This window comes from Sporosarcina sp. QA0331, from assembly GCF_055808055.1.
Window position 1 is genome coordinate 1,532,061 of the sequence record NZ_CM147850.1, and the last position, 17,263, is coordinate 1,549,323.

17 protein-coding genes are annotated in these 17,263 nt (G+C 44.2%); 15 read left to right on the top strand and 2 right to left on the bottom strand.

The window, feature by feature from the left end:
- Positions 1 to 15: 15 nt before the first annotated feature.
- Complete coding sequence (locus tag AC0L13_RS07405) at positions 16 to 1,302, bottom strand: replication-associated recombination protein A (protein ID WP_473645447.1); 1,287 nt, start codon at positions 1,300 to 1,302, stop codon at positions 16 to 18.
- 154 nt (positions 1,303 to 1,456) lie between these two features.
- On the opposite strand from AC0L13_RS07405, the gene cymR reads away from it, so the two are divergent.
- From cymR to mtnN, 15 genes are all read left to right on the top strand, one after another.
- A complete protein-coding gene (gene cymR, locus AC0L13_RS07410; RefSeq protein WP_440501645.1) occupies positions 1,457 to 1,876 on the top strand; it encodes a cysteine metabolism transcriptional regulator CymR in 420 nt (139 codons plus the stop codon).
- Positions 1,877 to 1,901: 25 nt separating this feature from the next.
- A complete protein-coding gene (locus AC0L13_RS07415) occupies positions 1,902 to 3,044 on the top strand; it encodes a cysteine desulfurase family protein (protein WP_473645450.1) in 1,143 nt (380 codons plus the stop codon).
- Positions 3,045 to 3,064: 20 nt separating this feature from the next.
- Entirely contained in the window at positions 3,065 to 4,189 is a 1,125-nt protein-coding gene (gene mnmA, locus AC0L13_RS07420; protein WP_473645453.1) for a tRNA 2-thiouridine(34) synthase MnmA, read from the top strand.
- An 11-nt stretch (positions 4,190 to 4,200) separates the two neighbouring features.
- The gene (locus tag AC0L13_RS07425; RefSeq protein WP_473645455.1) at positions 4,201 to 4,854 is read left to right on the top strand and encodes a tetratricopeptide repeat protein; all 654 of its coding nucleotides are present in this window, start codon (positions 4,201 to 4,203) and stop codon (positions 4,852 to 4,854) included.
- Positions 4,855 to 4,890: 36 nt separating this feature from the next.
- Positions 4,891 to 7,344 (top strand): SF1B family DNA helicase RecD2, encoded by a 2,454-nt coding sequence (gene recD2 / locus AC0L13_RS07430; RefSeq protein WP_473645457.1) that lies wholly within the window; start codon positions 4,891 to 4,893, stop codon positions 7,342 to 7,344.
- A 567-nt stretch (positions 7,345 to 7,911) separates the two neighbouring features.
- Complete coding sequence (gene alaS, locus AC0L13_RS07435; protein ID WP_473645459.1) at positions 7,912 to 10,545, top strand: alanine--tRNA ligase; 2,634 nt, start codon at positions 7,912 to 7,914, stop codon at positions 10,543 to 10,545.
- An 81-nt stretch (positions 10,546 to 10,626) separates the two neighbouring features.
- Positions 10,627 to 10,899 (top strand): IreB family regulatory phosphoprotein, encoded by a 273-nt coding sequence (locus AC0L13_RS07440; protein ID WP_060206092.1) that lies wholly within the window; start codon positions 10,627 to 10,629, stop codon positions 10,897 to 10,899.
- Entirely contained in the window at positions 10,896 to 11,315 is a 420-nt protein-coding gene (gene ruvX, locus AC0L13_RS07445; RefSeq protein ID WP_473645461.1) for a Holliday junction resolvase RuvX, read from the top strand. Before AC0L13_RS07440 ends, ruvX begins: the two co-directional genes overlap by 4 nt.
- Positions 11,316 to 11,325: 10 nt before the next feature.
- Entirely contained in the window at positions 11,326 to 11,619 is a 294-nt protein-coding gene (locus AC0L13_RS07450) for a DUF1292 domain-containing protein (protein ID WP_381445312.1), read from the top strand.
- Between the two features lie 99 nt (positions 11,620 to 11,718).
- A complete protein-coding gene (gene mltG, locus AC0L13_RS07455; protein WP_473645464.1) occupies positions 11,719 to 12,837 on the top strand; it encodes an endolytic transglycosylase MltG in 1,119 nt (372 codons plus the stop codon).
- A 28-nt stretch (positions 12,838 to 12,865) separates the two neighbouring features.
- Positions 12,866 to 13,507 (top strand): O-methyltransferase, encoded by a 642-nt coding sequence (locus tag AC0L13_RS07460; protein ID WP_473645466.1) that lies wholly within the window; start codon positions 12,866 to 12,868, stop codon positions 13,505 to 13,507.
- A 33-nt stretch (positions 13,508 to 13,540) separates the two neighbouring features.
- The gene (udk, locus tag AC0L13_RS07465; RefSeq protein ID WP_473645467.1) at positions 13,541 to 14,179 is read left to right on the top strand and encodes a uridine kinase; all 639 of its coding nucleotides are present in this window, start codon (positions 13,541 to 13,543) and stop codon (positions 14,177 to 14,179) included.
- Between the two features lie 101 nt (positions 14,180 to 14,280).
- Positions 14,281 to 14,757, top strand: a complete 477-nt coding sequence (gene greA / locus AC0L13_RS07470; protein ID WP_473645469.1) for a transcription elongation factor GreA — start codon at positions 14,281 to 14,283, stop codon at positions 14,755 to 14,757.
- Positions 14,758 to 14,824: 67 nt separating this feature from the next.
- Positions 14,825 to 15,550, top strand: coding sequence for a YrrS family protein (locus AC0L13_RS07475; RefSeq protein WP_473645471.1), 726 nt, complete (start codon positions 14,825 to 14,827; stop codon positions 15,548 to 15,550).
- A 41-nt stretch (positions 15,551 to 15,591) separates the two neighbouring features.
- Positions 15,592 to 16,284, top strand: a complete 693-nt coding sequence (mtnN, locus tag AC0L13_RS07480; RefSeq protein WP_473645473.1) for a 5'-methylthioadenosine/S-adenosylhomocysteine nucleosidase — start codon at positions 15,592 to 15,594, stop codon at positions 16,282 to 16,284.
- A 237-nt stretch (positions 16,285 to 16,521) separates the two neighbouring features.
- Here mtnN and sigK read toward each other — a convergent pair whose 3' ends face one another.
- Complete coding sequence (gene sigK, locus AC0L13_RS07485; RefSeq protein WP_060206077.1) at positions 16,522 to 17,223, bottom strand: RNA polymerase sporulation sigma factor SigK; 702 nt, start codon at positions 17,221 to 17,223, stop codon at positions 16,522 to 16,524.
- Positions 17,224 to 17,263 lie beyond the last annotated feature (40 nt).

Here is a 17,263-nt window from a genome sequence, read left to right on the forward strand (position 1 = left end):
TGCTCTTTTTATGCTTTATTTTTCCTTTTTAAATTCCTTCAGCCGTTCATAAATGCCTGCCAGTCGTTTCTCTTCTCCCGCAATAACCGGCTCGTAAAACTCTGCCTGCTTAATTTTATCCGGCAAGTACTGCTGATTTACCCATCCACCAAATGTGCCGACAGGCGTGTCGTGAGGATAACGGTATCCCTCATGCCCAAGCTCAGCCGCTCCCGCATAATGAGTATCCCGCAAGTGAAGAGGGATATCTCCCGTTTTTCCTTCGTTGATCGCTTTCACTGCAGAATCGATCGCCTTATATGCAGAATTCGATTTGGAGGCAAGGCACATTTCAATGACAGCGTTCGCCAATGGAATTCGCGCTTCCGGCATTCCTAGCCGGACAGCTGCCTCGGTTGCAGCAAGCACATGCGGGCCAACTTCCGGTGCTGCCAAGCCGATATCTTCATACGCCATGACGAGCAGGCGGCGGGACACCGCTACGAGGTCTCCTGTCTCAAGTAAATTGGCCAAATAGAAAATAGCGGCATTTACATCACTGCCACGCACCGATTTCTGCAAGGCGGATAGCAAATTATAATGATGCGATCCTTTTTTATCCCCGACAAGCCCGATTCTCCCGATTAAATTATCGATCAGCCAGTTTTCGACAACAATCTTGCCTTCTTCTTCATCGCTTGCAGAAATGATGGATTCCAATAACGTTAGCGCTTTTCTGGCATCACCGTTCACGCCTTCTGCAATTTTACGAATTTGGTCAGCCGTCATCGCTATCGTCATTTTACCTAGGCCACGCTCTTCATCGTGTAATGCGCGTTCAAGCAATTTGACCAAGTCTTCAGGCTCTAACCGGTTCAATTGAAGAATCTCACCGCATCTAGATCTGATGGCCGGATTCACATCGTGAAAAGGATTTTCAGTTGTCGCGCCGATAAGGATGATTGATCCTTTTTCGACATGAGGCAGCAGCGTATCTTGTTGTAATTTATTGAAACGATGGATTTCATCAAGGAACAGTATGACTTTACCTGTAATCCGAGCCTCTGCAACGACATCCTCGACATCCTTCTTCCCTGACACTGTCGCGTTCAATGCAATGAATGGCAAGTGGCTCGTACCTGCAATCGCATATGCCAATGATGTCTTTCCGATTCCCGGCTCTCCGTATAACAGCATAGAAGGGACATGTCCTTTGCTGATCATCCGATAAAGCGCCGTTTCTTTACCAATTATATGTTGCTGTCCTGCAACTTCATCTATGTTTTTAGGCCTCATGCGAAACGCTAACGGTTCATTATGCAATCAAATCACTCCCCCGTACATCCGTTCCACTATTATACACGACGTTAAGCCCGAAGTCATTTGAAGGAAGCCTGACGGCAGGTATGCTATAATATTTTGAAGTGAATCGATGAATTTCTAAGTGAAATGGACGAGAAAAGGACGTTGGTTATATATGAGAATTTCTACGAAAGGCCGATATGGTCTGACTGTAGTTGTGGAACTTGGGAAGAAGTACGGGGAAGGGCCGTTGCCATTACGAAAAATTGCTGAAGAGCATAATTTGTCGGAAGCATATTTGGAGCAGCTCATTCCAGCATTACGAAATAGCGGCATAGTAAAGAGCGTCCGCGGTGCTTATGGCGGCTATAAACTTGCAAAGCCACCGGGCGAAATTACCGCGGGTGACGTAATCAGATTGCTCGAAGGCCCTATCCAGGTCGTAGAAGGAATCGAAGACGACAAAGTTCCGCAACAGTCGTTATGGAATCGTATCGGTGACGCTATACGCGAAGTTCTAGATACAACGACAATCAAAGATTTGGTGGAATCGGATGAATCGACTGATCTTGATGGATATATGTTCTACATTTGAAGTTAATCAGTAAAGGAGTTTTATTATGCAAACGATATATTTGGATCATGCCGCCACTACTCCGATCCATCCAGAAGTAAGTGCGGTTTATATGAATGCGATGGATACAGTTTTCGGCAATCCTTCCAGCATCCATAGCTTTGGACGTAATTCCCGAAAATTGCTGGATGACGCACGCAAGACGATGGCAGAAGCAATCCATGCCGAACCGAATGAAATCATTTTCACATCTGGAGGAACAGAGGCCGATAATATTGCGGTTTTTGGTACTGCCGCTGCCATGAAGGAAAAAGGGAATCATATTATTACGACAGCGATTGAACACCATGCTGTTTTAAATTCGTGCAAGGAGTTGGAGAAAAGCGGTTTTCAAGTGACGTATTTGCCCGTTGATGAAAACGGTAGGATAAGTGCTGAACAAGTTGCCGATGCGCTGACCGATCAAACAGTGCTCGTTACAATTATGTACGGCAACAATGAAGTCGGCACGATTCAACCGATTAAAGAGATCGGCGCAATCGTCAAGGATCATCAAGCTGTCTTCCATACCGACGCTGTTCAAGCATTCGGAATTATGGAGTTGGATGTACATGAACTGCAAGTTGATCTTCTAAGCGTCTCTGCCCATAAATTGAATGGACCTAAAGGCGTCGGCTTCCTGTACCAACGAAAAGGGTTCCAGACGACTCCGCTTCAATTTGGTGGAGAACAGGAGCGAAAAAGACGCGCAGGTACTGAAAATGTCCCTGCCATTGTAGGTTTTGCAGAAGCTATAAAAATAGCTAGAAATGAAATTGAAAATAACAATCAAAAATATAATCGATATAAAACAATCATGACTGACATCTTCCGTCAAGAAGGAATTGATTTCGAAGTAAATGCGGATGAAGTTGATCGACTTCCGCATGTTGTGAATATCAGCTTTCCTGGAACTGAAATTGAATCGTTACTCGTCAACATGGATATGGCGGGCATCGCGGTATCGAGCGGCTCTGCATGCACTGCGGGATCATTGGAACCGTCGCATGTATTATCTGCAATGTGGGGAAGCGATTCACCAAAACTGAGGAACTCGGTACGTTTCAGCTTCGGTCTTGGACTTGATGAACAGTCGATCCGCGAAGCAGCGATGAAAACAACACAAATTATTAAGCGTCTTGTGAAATGAAAAGATAAAGGATGAATACTATGAGAACTACAAATAAACCAATTGCCGAAACACGGGTAGTCATCGGGATGTCCGGTGGAGTGGACTCATCTGTCGCGGCTCTTCTATTAAAAGAGCAAGGATATGATGTTATCGGCATTTTCATGAAAAACTGGGATGATACCGATGAATTCGGCGTTTGCACAGCAACCGAAGATTATGAAGATGTCATCAGCGTATGTAATGAAATCGGCATTCCTTATTATGCCGTTAATTTCGAACAGCAATATTGGGACAAGGTCTTTTCATATTTCCTAGAGGAATATAAAGCAGGGAGAACTCCGAACCCTGATGTAATGTGCAATAAAGAAATTAAATTCAAGGCATTCCTCGACCATGCGATGAGTCTCGGCGCGGATTTTCTAGCGACAGGGCATTATGCGAAAGTCGTCGAAACGGATCAAGGTGTTGCGATGCTTAGAGGAAAAGATGAAAACAAAGACCAAACTTATTTCCTCAATCAATTATCACAAGAGCAATTGCAAAAAGTCATGTTCCCAATTGGTGGTCTTGAGAAATCTGAAGTGAGACAAATTGCTGAACGTGCGGGTCTATCGACTGCAAAGAAAAAAGACTCCACAGGCATTTGCTTTATCGGGGAAAGGAATTTCAAGGAATTCCTAGGGCAATATTTGCCTGCTCAACCAGGAGCAATGAAAACAATGGACGGCAAAACGGTCGGCAAACACGATGGCCTGATGTATTATACGATCGGTCAACGACATGGGCTAGGGATTGGCGGCGCAGGTGATCCATGGTTTGTCATCGGTAAAGACTTAAAGGAAAATACTTTGCTCGTTGGTCAAGGATTCCATCATGACGCACTTTATTCCGATAGCTTGACGGCTATTAACATTGGTTTTGCTACTGCACGCACAATGCCTACTACTTTTGAATGTACAGCGAAATTCCGCTATCGTCAGCCGGATACGAAAGTCACGGTTCAATTAACAGGCGATGGCAATGCAAATGTCATATTTGCTGAACCTGTTAGAGCAATCACACCGGGACAAGCAGTCGTCTTTTATGATGGCGAAGAATGTCTAGGTGGAGGAACGATCGATAAAGTAATAAAAAATGGCATGCAATTAGATTATGTAGGATGAGAGGAAACATTATGGAACACAATGAATTAGGAATCAAAGCCCTGCAAGAAGGGGAATACGAAAAGGCTATTGAAGCGTTCATGAAAGCCGCAGAGCAGGAACCTGAGAATCCGGTCGGCTATATTAATCTTGGGAATGTCTTCGCTTCAGCCGGTGATACAGAGAGGGCAGAACGGTTTTTCCAAAAAGCAATCAGTTTGGATGAAAACGCGGGTTCCGCGCTTTATGGATTAGGAAACCTTTATTATACGAATGAGAGATTCGAAGAGGCAGCAAAATTGTATGAAAAGGCGATTCACGCAGGTCTGAATGAAGCGGATGCTTTTTTCATGCTTGGAAAGAGCCTGAAACAGTCAGACAATCCAAAGCTCGCTTTGCCGTATTTTCAAAGAGCGGCAGAGTTAGCGCCGGATGATTTAGAAATACGTTTAGCGTACGGTATTTTACTAGCGGAAATGGAGCTCTTTGAAGAAGCGAGGAAGGAATTATCGTTTGTCATAGAGAAAGATAAAGAGAATGCGGATGCCCATTATAATTTAGGTGTCCTTTATGCGGTCTCAACCGATCGGAAGGATGATGCACTTTTCCATTTGGAAAAGGCATTCACGATTGAACCTGATTATACACAAGCACGGTATATTTTCGATATGATCAAATTGGGTTAATGTCTAAAATGGGTGAAACGTAAGGCGGTGATCTGTATGGCTGAAGGAAAAGGAAATAATGAAGCGATTTTTATTGTTGGACGGCCAGTCGTCACTATTTTCCATAATCCTGATAATCTCTTTTCCATTGTGAAAATGAAAATAAGTAAAACGAATAGTGGCTATGGGGATAAGGAAATTGTCATTAAAGGAAATTTTCCTCCTTTGGCGAACGAAGACGACTATAGATTGACGGGAAGACTTGTCAATCATGCGACTTATGGGCAGCAGTTCGATGTCCACACGTTCACCAAAGAAATGCCTGAAACCGAAACGGGAATCGTCCATTACTTATCCGGTGATCTTTTTCCTGGAATCGGAAGGAAAACTGCCGACACTATCGTGAAAACATTAGGCAAAGATGCCATTAAACAGATTCTCGAAAACCCTGATGTGCTTGATCGTGTTCCAAAACTGTCGGAAGATCGGAAAGAGACCCTCGTCACCGTTCTTCAGGAAAACCTCGGGTTGGAAAGAAGCATGGTCCAGTTGAATGAGTGGGGTTTCGGTCCCCAGCTTTCGATGCGTATTTACCAGACGTATCGGGAGGAAGTCATCGAGCTGCTGAAAGAAAATCCATATAGGCTGATCGAAGACGTAGAGGGAGTCGGATTTCAACGGGCTGATGAATTGGGAAGACAGCTCGGAATTACTGGCAAACATCCATCACGAGTAAAAGCCGCAATTCTTCATACGATGAACCAAGGAGTTCAGTCCGCTGGGCATGTCTATTTAGAGGCAAAGATAGTACTGCCAGAAGTGAAGCGGTTGCTTGAAACTAGCCAATCAGAAGAAGTGCCATTCGACAATATTTCCCGAAGTATCATTGAATTGGTTGAGGAGAGTAAGCTGTGCGGAGAAGGAAAAAGGCTTTACATTCCTTCACTTTATTTTTCGGAAATTGGCATCGCCTCTAAAATGGAAAGAATTATGGAGAATGATCTTTCCGACAAGTTTCCGGTATCTGAAATCCGAAAGGCGATTGGCGAGGCGGAAGAGAGGCTTGGCGTCAGCTATGCTGAAACCCAAGTGGCCGCCATTGAAAAAGCGCTCCATTCACCTGTAATGATTTTAACAGGTGGACCTGGGACAGGGAAAACGACTGTCATCCGAGGTTTAGTGGAAGTGTATGCAGAGCTTCACGGCCTATCACTTGACCCGAAATTCTATGTGGATAAAGAAGAGACCTTTCCGATCGTGTTAGCAGCTCCTACTGGACGAGCGGCGAAAAGGATGTCTGAATCGACAGGTTTGCCTGCAATGACTATCCACAGGCTTCTCGGATTCAATGGACAGGAAAAGGATGATGCAGTCGGTAGAGAAGTGGAAGGCCGGCTTATCATTATCGATGAAATGTCTATGGTCGACACTTGGCTTGCACATCAGCTGCTGAAAGCCTTACATGATGATATCCAAGTATTATTCGTCGGCGACCAAGATCAGCTTCCACCTGTTGGTCCTGGCCAAGTGTTAAAGGATATGCTTGACTCGGAAAAGATTCCGGTCGTTGAATTGACTGAGATTTATCGACAAAGCGCCGGATCGACAATCATTGAAATGGCTCATATGATTAAGAACGCAAAGTGGACTGATGATGTCACTAGAAAAACGACAGATCGCTCTTTCATAAAAGCAAACGGAGACCAAATACTTGAAGTGGTGGAGCAGGTCGTGAAAAACGCCGTTTCGAAAGGTCACCACATTAGAAACATTCAAGTGCTCGCTCCTATGTATAAAGGACCAGCAGGCATTGATGGATTGAACAAGATGATCCAGCAGATGGTAAACCCGCCTGGGCCTGACCGGAAAGAAGTCATCTTTGGTGATGTCGTCTATCGAATTGGAGACAAAGTGCTACAGCTTGTCAATCAACCCGAAAGCAACGTATTCAACGGCGATATGGGAGAAGTCATTTCCATCATTAAGGCGAAGGAGACAGTCGATAAAAAGGAATTGCTCATTGTTTCTTATGATGGAATCGAAGTGGAGTATGAGCGTAATGATCTGAATCAAATTACGCTCGCTTATTGCTGTTCAATCCACAAGTCCCAAGGAAGTGAATTTCCTATTGTCGTCATGCCAATAGTTCGAGGGTATAGGAAAATGCTTCGGAGAAATCTTTTATATACAGGCATAACAAGGGCTAGAAACTTTCTAATTCTTTGTGGTGAGCCGGAAGAATTCAAAATCGGCATTAACCGGACGGATGAGCTGGAACGGCAGACGACGTTGAAAGACCGGCTGCGAAAGGAATCCACTCTCGAAAACCATCAAGAGACCATAGAAGCTCCGCAAGACGATGAGCCACAAGCTGAACCGATCGAAGCTGTTAGCGAAACTCCGGAAATTCCGGAAGAGTATAGGCTGACGATGGAGACGATTTTCGGAATCGACCCGATGATCGGTATGCAAGGTGTCACTCCTTTTGATTTTCTGGAAGCGAAGGATTGACACGGGGACGGGGATTCCCTATAATCCAAAGTATCATAGAAAAACCGATGACGGAGAAAGTACGCCTATCGCCATGCTCAGAAAGGAATCCCTAGGCTGCAAGGATTCCCATGGCCATTTGCCGGAAAGCTACTCCTGAGAGCAACTAACACTTGCCGTTAGCCGCGTTAAGGCTTCTTGAGATACCGGCTTTCCGTCGGTAAATTAGGGTGGTACCACGAAAAATCTTCGTCCCTTGTACAGGGGCGGGGATTTTTTTATTTTCACTTTATTTATTTTAGTTGGAGTGAAAGATTCGTCATCTAGGATTGGAGCGAAAGCCGTCACGAAGAAAGGCTTTTGCGAGTAAAAGCGTAGCGTTACGAGCAGGAATGCCAAAACGGCTGCCTTAATTTCTGCAAAAAACGCAGAAATACGGCAAATCGAACTCTTCGTGGTTCGATTGGAAAGCGTCCGCCTGGAGCGAAAGCCGTAACGAAGAACGGCTTTTGCGACCAAAAGCGAAGCGTTGGGAGCACCGGCGGAGCCAGAAAATCATTATGTATTCAAATTTAAGGAGGATTACTCATGAAAAAATTAACAGCAGCTGAAATTAGAAGAATGTTTCTTGAATACTTCAAAGAGCATGGCCATAGCGAAGAGCCATCAGCACCACTAGTCCCAATCGACGATCCATCACTTCTTTGGATCAACAGCGGCGTCGCAACACTAAAAAAATATTTTGACGGACGTGTAGTCCCAACAAATCCGCGTATCGTCAATGCACAAAAATCAATCCGGACGAACGACATCGAAAATGTAGGCAGAACTGCTCGCCACCATACATTCTTCGAAATGCTCGGGAACTTCTCAATCGGTGACTACTTCAAAGAAGAAGCAATCATCCGCGCATGGGACTTCCTAACGAATGAAAAATGGATCGGCTTCGACCCAGAATTGCTCTCTGTCACCGTACACCCGGAAGATAATGAGGCATACGACATTTGGAAAGACAAAATCGGCATCCCTGAAGAACGCATTATCCGATTGGAAGGTAACTTCTGGGATATCGGAGAAGGTCCGAGCGGCCCGAACTCTGAAATTTTCTACGATCGCGGACCATCTTTCGGCGACGATTTCTCAGATCCGGAATTATACCCTGGCGGAGAAAACGAACGTTATTTAGAAATTTGGAACTTAGTATTTTCCGAATTCAACCATAATCCAGATCATACGTACACCCCACTACCGAAGAAAAATATTGATACAGGTATGGGTCTTGAAAGGATGGCTTCAGTCATCCAAGAAGTGCCTACGAACTTTGATACAGATCTTTTCATGCCGATCATCCATTCAGTGGAAAAAGTGTCAGGTGAAAAGTATGGCAAGGATGATGTAAAGGACACTGCGTTTAAAGTTATCGCAGACCACATCCGGACTGTTGCATTCGCGATCGGCGACGGTGCATTGCCTTCCAATGAAGGAAGAGGCTACGTCTTAAGAAGACTTCTACGTCGCGCTGTCCGTTTTGCAAAACAATTGGGCATCAACAAGCCGTTCATGTATGAACTCGTTCCTGTCGTAGGGGAAGTGATGCAAGACTTCTATCCACAAGTTAAGGAAAAAGAAGCTTTCATTATGAAGGTCATTAAGAATGAAGAAGAACGGTTCCATGAAACGTTGAATGAAGGATTGGCGATTTTGAACGGCGTTATCGAAAAAGCGAAAGCAAGTGGCAACACGATCGTTTCTGGCGCAGATGCATTTAAGCTCTATGACACATATGGTTTTCCTTTCGAACTGACAGAGGAATTTGCCGAGGAAGCAGGCGTCGCGGTAGATCGTGCTGGATTTGATGAAGAAATGGATAATCAACGGAAACGTGCTAGAGCTGCACGGCTTGATGTCGATTCGATGCACGTCCAATCTGAAGTGCTTGGCAATATCCATGAAAATAGTGAATTCATCGGATACGATCAATTATCTTGCGAGACAAAAATTATTGCACTTTTGCATAATGGTGAATTGGTTGCCCATGCTACGGAAGGCGATGAAATCCAATTCATGCTTGAGCGTACACCGTTTTACGCGGAAAGCGGCGGACAGATTGCTGATAAAGGAATCGTTACGAATGATGCATTCATCATCGATGTGAAAGATGTGAAAAAGGCGCCGAATGGTCAACATTTGCATACAGCTGTTGTTCGTTCAGGAGAAGTTGCTGAGAACGCTGAAGTAGCAGCAGAAGTAAATCCGGAATTACGTAAGATGACGATTAAAAACCATACAGCAACACATCTTCTTCATAAAGCATTAAAAACGGTCCTCGGAGAGCATGTCAATCAGGCTGGATCTTATGTCGGTCCTGACCGTCTGCGTTTCGATTTCTCCCATTTCGGGCAAGTGACGAAAGAGGAACTAGAAAAAATCGAAGCGATCGTCAATGAAAAGATTTGGGCAGATATTCCGGTTCAAATCGAACAAAAACCGATCAGTGAGGCTAAAGAGATGGGTGCCATGGCTTTATTCGGCGAAAAATACGGTGATATCGTCCGCGTCGTATCAGTTGGAGATTATTCTATTGAATTATGTGGTGGATGCCATGTTCCAGCAACGTCTACTATCGGCCTCTTCAAGATTGAATCGGAAGGCGGCATCGGGGCAGGAACGAGAAGGATTGAAGCGGTAACAGGCCAGGAGGCATATCATTCATTTAAAAATGAAGAGACTCTTCTTACAAATGCCGCAGCATTATTGAAATCTAATCCGAAAGATGTTGTGACGAAAGTTGGTGCTTTTTTATCGGAGATGAAAGAGCTTCAACGCGAGAATGAATCACTTTCTGCAAAGCTAGGAAACAGTCAGCTTACGGATATTCTCGCAACTGCTCAACAGGTTGACGATATGACGGTACTAGCGGCAAGGGTAGATGTGAAGGACAATAATGCACTTCGCCAAATGATCGATGAATTAAAGCAAAAAGTAAGTAAAGGTGTAATCGTTCTAGGTGCTGCTGCGGATGAGAAAGTTCTATTGGCAGCAGGAGTTACAGAAGATTTGAAAAATGGGAACTTCCATGCTGGAAAAATCGTCAATCATGTAGCATCTCTCTGTGGTGGCAAGGGCGGAGGCCGTCCGGACATGGCGATGGCAGGTGCGAAAGATACTTCTAAACTTGATGAAGCACTTCATTCCGTGTATGATTATGTCAAATCCGTTTAAACGGAAATGGATGTCGGGTATAGAGCAAGTGGGAAAGGTATCCGATTTGTAAACGGACGATTGGAAAGCGGGGTGTCGACTATGAATTCATACGACAAGACGATGAAATTCAACTTTCCTGAAGAATCGATGGAGCAAGAAGTGAAACAAGTCATGCTTCATGTGCACAAAGCACTGGAAGACAAGGGCTACAATCCTATCAACCAAATCGTCGGTTACCTATTATCAGGCGACCCGGCTTACATCCCTCGCCATTATGAAGCGCGTAACCTTATCCGAAAGCTGGAGAGGGACGAGATTCTCGAGGAACTGGTGAAGTTTTATATCCGTGAAAACGGAGGTAAGACGAATTGAGGGTAATGGGATTGGATGTAGGATCCAAAACGGTCGGTATTGCAATCAGCGATGCACTTGGGTGGACAGCCCAAGGCATCGAAACGATTAAAATCGATGAAAGTACCGGCCAATTTGGCATGTCCAGAATTCAGGAACTTGTAACTGAATATGCTGTCACCTCTTTCGTAGTCGGTTATCCGAAAAACATGAACAACTCTGTCGGTCCGAGAGGGGAAGCATCCGAAAAGTTTGCTGACATGTTGAAAGAGACGTTTGGCCATCCTGTAATATTGTGGGATGAACGGCTAACGACGATGGCTGCAGAACGTATGTTGATTGCAGCTGATGTGAGTAGGAAAAAGAGGAAGACAGTCATCGACAAGATGGCAGCAGTCATGATACTTCAAGGGTATCTTGATTCAAAAAATAGATGAGGTGAATAGAATGGAACATGGACAAGAAACAATGACAGTCGTTGATGAGCACGGTGAGGAGCATGTATGTGAAGTAATCTTCACATTTGAATCAGAGGATTTTGGAAAATCATACGTCTTATATCATATTTTGGGTGAAGAAGAAGTAGGCGATGATGAAGAAGTTGAAATTCATGCTTCTGCTTTCATTCCTTCTGAAGACAACGAAGACGGTGAGCTATTGCCGATTGAAACTGACGAGGAATGGGACATGATCGAAGAGATGTTAAACACTTTCCTTGCAGAAGACGAAGACGAAGAATAATCCATATGTGCACGGACGGAATGGTGCAGGCCATTCCGTCTTTTTCACTGCCATGGACCTATAAATAAATAGTAATTGTTCGGAATGAGGTGATGCTAAATGGATAATGGTTCGAAAAAGGATCAAATGTTTGAAAAAATGATAGAACAGAAGAAAGAAGTAAAGATAGTAAGGCGTATCGTGTTTGTTGTTGCGCTTGTTCTCATCATTGGTGGCTTGATCGGAGGTCGAGCGGTCTATAAATACATAACTGGAGCCCTTCAACCTGTCGATCCCAACTCGGAAGAAGTGATTGAAGTGGAAGTTCCGATTGGATCTGGGTTGACTTCCATTTCAGAAATGTTGGAAGATAAAGGTCTCATCAAGGATGCTAAGATCTTCAAATATTACGCGAAGTTCAACAATGAATCGCAATTCCAGGCAGGAACATACGGCTTAACAAAAGCGATGACGTTGGATGAGTTGATTGAAAGCCTTAAAACGGGGAAAGTGTATAGAACGCCTGTATTCACGATGACGATTCCCGAAGGCTTGACGTTGGACCAGATTGCCGCAATCGTTGAAAAACGGACAAGCATTCCGAAAAAAGAGTTTTTGGACTACGTCAATAATGAGCAAACGATTTCCGATTTGATGGGTAGGTATCCGAACATTCTCACGGAAGAAATTTTGGGCGAGGACGTCAGATATCCACTGGAAGGTTATTTATTCCCTGCGACGTATCCGTTTTATGAAGAAAAGCCGACTGTCGATACAGTCGTTTCGACGATGCTTGATGCAACATCTGATAATATTACTCCTTATTTTGCCTATCTTGAAAGCAATGAAAAATCGGTTCATTGGCTACTCACTTTCGCCAGCTTGCTTGAAAGGGAAGCGACTGCAAAAACGGATCGTGAGACGATTGCCAGTGTGTTTTATAATCGACTCGATGACGGCATGCCATTGCAGACCGATCCGACTGTACTATACGCTTTAGGTGAACATAAGGATCGAGTCCTTTTTGAGGATCTTGAAATCCAGGATCCATACAATACGTATGTAAACACTGGTCTTCCTCCAGGTCCGATTGCAAATGCAGGTAAATCTTCGATAGAGGCTGTTGTGGATCCTTCTATTACAGACTATTTATATTTCCTTGCCGACAAGGAAGGAAATAATCACTTTGCGAAGACCTATGATGAGCACTTGGCAAATCGGGCAAAATATATTGATTAAGTGATTCAAAAGAATGGAAGTGCTTTGAATGAAAGACATTGAAGCCTACATTTCGGAACTGCGGGAAGAAGATAACTCGCTGATTCGTGAGATGGAGGAGTTCGCAGCGCAAAATCGTATTCCAATAATGGACCGTAGCGGAATAGAAACATTTATTGGCCTCCTTAGGATTCAGCGTCCAAAGTTTATACTTGAAATCGGAAGCGCAATAGGCTATTCTGCTATCCGGATGGTATCTGCATTAGAGGGAACTTCAGTCGTTACAATTGAAAGGGACAAAGAGCGCTATGCATCCGCAGTGGAATATATTGAACGAAGCGGTTTCGGGGACAGGGTTACCATCATTGAAGGAGATGCCCTTCTCCTACCAGATGAATCGCTTCCTTCCTTGAAGTATGACGCCCTTTTCATCGATGCGGCTAAAGGACAATATAAACGATTCTTTGAAAAATACTCAGAGCATTTGGCGCAGGGTGGTATCATTTATTGTGATAATATGTTTATGCATGGTGCTGTGATGCTGCCTGATGAAGAAGTGCCAAAACGGAATCGGACGATGATTCGTAATTTGAAGGAATTCACTTCATGGGTCATGAAGCATCCTTATTACGAAACATCATTGCTGCCAGTCGGCGATGGAATCCTGGTTGCTGTGAAAAAGAGGGACTGAGCAAGATCCCTGTAATTTGTGGGAGGAAAAGAAATGGATAAAAGAAAGCCTCTTGTCATTGGTATCGCCGGTGGTTCGGGATCAGGAAAGACAAGTGTAACGCACCGAATTTATGACGTCTTTAAGGAGCACTCCGTTGTCGTCATCGAACAGGACTTTTATTACAAAGACCAATCTCATTTAGAGTTTGAAGAAAGATTGCGGACGAATTACGATCATCCGCTTGCATTCGATACAGATCTGTTGATTGATCATATCGGAAAGCTTCTTGATCGGGAGCCGATTGAAAAGCCGGTTTACGATTATTCGCTTCATACAAGATCTGACCGAAAAATACCGATTGAACCGAAAGACGTCATCATTTTGGAAGGAATTCTCGTACTTGAGGATGAAAGGCTTCGTAACTTGATGGACATTAAGCTCTTCGTCGATACCGATGCAGATTTACGCATCATTAGACGTCTAATGAGAGACATTCATGAGCGAGGAAGAACGATTGAATCGGTCATAGAGCAATACCTCTCAGTAGTCCGTCCGATGCATAATCAATTCATTGAACCGACAAAGCGCTATGCGGATATTATCATTCCTGAAGGCGGTCATAATGAAGTTGCAATCGATTTGATGGTCACGAAAATAAAAACAATTCTTGAATTTGGAACGAAATTGTAATATGATAAAGTCAGAATTCAATATAAATAAGACTATGTCGCATACCTCTTGCAGGAGCGGCATAGTGTTTTTATGAACAGGAATATGAGGAGTGTTGTATGATGGTATCAGAGAAAAAGTATCCGATGACAGCATCGGGTAAGAAGAAATTAGAAGAGGAACTGGAATTCCTTAAAACCGTAAAACGTAAAGAAGTCGTGGAACGCATCAAAATTGCACGAAGCTACGGAGACCTTTCGGAAAACTCGGAGTACGATTCCGCTAAAGAAGACCAAGCATTTGTAGAAGGAAAAATCTCTACATTGGAATCGATGATCCGTAACTCTGTCATCATTACAGAAGACGAAATGAATACCGATGAAGTTCAACTAGGGAAAACGGTTACATTCAAGGAGTTGCCCGATGGAGACGAGGAGACATATACAATTGTCGGCTCTGCCGAAGCAAATCCAATTGAAGGGTTGATTTCCAACGATTCCCCGATTGCGAAAGGCTTGATTGGCCGCAGTAAAGGCGACGAAGTGAAGATTTTGACTCCTGGTGGGGAAATGTCGGTCGTTATTGTTGAAATTAAGTGACCTTAAATGGCCGCCTTCAATTGAGGGCGGCCATTACTCTTTAGCAAGAAGATAGGGGGAAGGATATATGAAAGGAAATGATCCTAGATACTCGCGTGTGAATCGTAAGAAAATGCGCAACAAGAGCAACCAGCTATTGAATATTATGATTGGCCTTGTCGTCGTGCTCATTATTATTGTCGGCGCTTCTATCATCATTGGCAATAATGATGATGACGGAAAAGAGAGTGCCCTTGAAGAAGAGGTACTCGATGATGCCGGTTCATCCACCGATGAGACGCAAGATGCGGAAGATGACTCTATTTCCGAATCCGAGGATGAAAATGGATCGAGCGAAGCAAGTGAAGAGGAAAGTGACGATGAGGGTCAGTCTTCAAATGAAAGTGAGAATGATAACGGGTCAGACAGCAGTGATGAAGAAGCTAAAGATGAAGAGGAGTCTGGCAATGTAACGATTGTTCCGGACAACGATGAAATCATTAAGGAGACTGTAATCAATCCTGGATGGCGACCGATCGGCACCACTCAAACGGGTGTCCATGAATCTAAGTATGACGGAGAATCCGTTGATTGGAATGAGAAGAAGAATGCAATCTCATATGCAGTTGGACATCCAGAAGAAGAGTTGATCTTCTGGAAAATTAAAAATGGCGGAGGTCCTCAGAAGTCGATTGGAATCGCATCGACGAAGGACAAATCAGAGAAGTACCGCGTTAATCTTGAATGGGTCGATGGAAAGGGTTGGAAGCCTGTTCAGATGGACATCTTGAATACATTGGATTTTGAATATTGAACAGTGTCATCTTGCACTAGTTCGGTCGGAGGATTTTAAAGATGAAAATAGCTATTATTGGAGCAATGGAGCAAGAAGTAGAAATTTTAAGAGGAAAAATCGAGAACTCGGAAATCGAAACAATTGCGGGATGTGAATTCATTGAAGGAAAAATCGGCTCCCATGATGTCGTACTCGTGAAAAGCGGAATCGGGAAAGTGAATGCCGCAATTGCGACGACATTGCTTATTCAGAGCTACTCGCCGGATGTAGTCCTTAACACAGGTTCAGCGGGCGGCTTCAAAGAATCTCTTGATGTTGGAACAGTCGTCATTTCAGACGAAGTAAGACATCATGACGTCGACGCAACAGCCTTTGGTTATGAAATCGGTCAAGTACCTGGATTGCCAGCTTCCTACCCGGCAGATGAAAGACTTATCCAGATTGCAAAAGAGGCAGTGGAGGAAATCGGTGAGTATGCACATGCTGTCGGCTTGATCGCTTCCGGTGATGTCTTTATGAGTGACGCCAAGCGGGTTGGAATTGTAAAGGAGCAATTCCCTGCAATGATTGCGGCGGAAATGGAAGCAGCAGCTGTAGCGCAAGTTTGCCACCAGTTCGGAACGCCGTTTGTCGTCATCCGTGCATTGTCTGATATCGCAGGTAAGGAATCGTCCATCAGCTTCGATGAATTTTTACCGCTTGCGGCTAAACACTCTTCGGAAATTGTCATGCACGCTATCTCGAAATTCTAAATTGATTATGGTATGATGAAAGCATGATACATATTGTTGCGAAGGAGGTAGTCAGGGATGTTTTATTTAATGGCTGGAGTATTCTTTGTATCAACAGTTATTGCGGTCGTCATCGCTCGTGAGGTAAGTGCAGACTGATTTTGGCATGTATAAAAGAAGCGATAAAGAGGCGTTTCCTTTCCGAGGGCCATGGCCCCACGTCAGGAAACGCCTTTTCATTTGTGCTGTAGATCTGTTTCATTCGTTATACTCGTGCTTAAATAGCTGATACAGCTTCACGATCGCCCTTTTTTCAATGCGTGAGACATAGCTTCTTGAAATGTTCAGTTGCTGTGCAATTTCCTTCTGTGTCATCGGCTGGTCGTCGAGTAAACCGTACCTTCTTTGGATGATTTCCAGCTCTCTGCCGTCCAGTTTGCCGAGATGGCGATACAGTCTCTCTTTCTGCTCTTTCTGCTGGACAGTGTCAATTGGCGCCTCCTCGTCGGTTTGCAACAGATCGGCTATCTGAAGGGACTGACCATCTTTATCCGTCCCAATTGGATCGAATAATGATACATCCTTCTGCACTTTCTTTTGTGTTCGCAAGTACATGAGAATTTCATTTTCGATACAACGGGCCGCATATGTCGCAAGCTTCGTCTTCCGATCAAGTGTAAAACTGTTAACAGCTTTCATGAGCCCGATTGTGCCGATGGAAATATAATCGTCTAGTTGTTCGTGTTTTGGATGGAATTTTTTTACGACATGAGCGACGAGGCGCATATTCCTTTCAATGAGTTCATCTCTTGCACTTTCATCGCCTTCTGCCAATCGTTTCAAGCAATCAGCCTCTTCCGCTTTCGATAGCGGTCGACGGAACGCCTGCCCCCTGATATAACCGACCATAGCAGGGACTTCGACCCACAGTTGGACGAGTGCCATGACAAACCCGCTCATCGGTCCACCTCCTGTGTCGTTATATGACAGCATATGCGAT

Coding starts and splice junctions, on each gene's coding strand:
- AC0L13_RS07450 (WP_381445312.1), top strand. CDS start 11,326: ATGGAACATGGACAAGAAACAATGACAGTCGTTGATGAGCACGGTGAG.
- AC0L13_RS07475 (WP_473645471.1), top strand. CDS start 14,825: ATGAAAGGAAATGATCCTAGATACTCGCGTGTGAATCGTAAGAAAATG.
- AC0L13_RS07415 (WP_473645450.1), top strand. CDS start 1,902: ATGCAAACGATATATTTGGATCATGCCGCCACTACTCCGATCCATCCA.
- sigK (WP_060206077.1), bottom strand. CDS start 17,223: ATGAGCGGGTTTGTCATGGCACTCGTCCAACTGTGGGTCGAAGTCCCT.
- mltG (WP_473645464.1), top strand. CDS start 11,719: ATGGATAATGGTTCGAAAAAGGATCAAATGTTTGAAAAAATGATAGAA.
- greA (WP_473645469.1), top strand. CDS start 14,281: ATGGTATCAGAGAAAAAGTATCCGATGACAGCATCGGGTAAGAAGAAA.
- mnmA (WP_473645453.1), top strand. CDS start 3,065: ATGAGAACTACAAATAAACCAATTGCCGAAACACGGGTAGTCATCGGG.
- AC0L13_RS07460 (WP_473645466.1), top strand. CDS start 12,866: ATGAAAGACATTGAAGCCTACATTTCGGAACTGCGGGAAGAAGATAAC.
- recD2 (WP_473645457.1), top strand. CDS start 4,891: ATGGCTGAAGGAAAAGGAAATAATGAAGCGATTTTTATTGTTGGACGG.
- AC0L13_RS07440 (WP_060206092.1), top strand. CDS start 10,627: ATGAATTCATACGACAAGACGATGAAATTCAACTTTCCTGAAGAATCG.
- cymR (WP_440501645.1), top strand. CDS start 1,457: ATGAGAATTTCTACGAAAGGCCGATATGGTCTGACTGTAGTTGTGGAA.
- mtnN (WP_473645473.1), top strand. CDS start 15,592: ATGAAAATAGCTATTATTGGAGCAATGGAGCAAGAAGTAGAAATTTTA.
- alaS (WP_473645459.1), top strand. CDS start 7,912: ATGAAAAAATTAACAGCAGCTGAAATTAGAAGAATGTTTCTTGAATAC.
- AC0L13_RS07425 (WP_473645455.1), top strand. CDS start 4,201: ATGGAACACAATGAATTAGGAATCAAAGCCCTGCAAGAAGGGGAATAC.
- udk (WP_473645467.1), top strand. CDS start 13,541: ATGGATAAAAGAAAGCCTCTTGTCATTGGTATCGCCGGTGGTTCGGGA.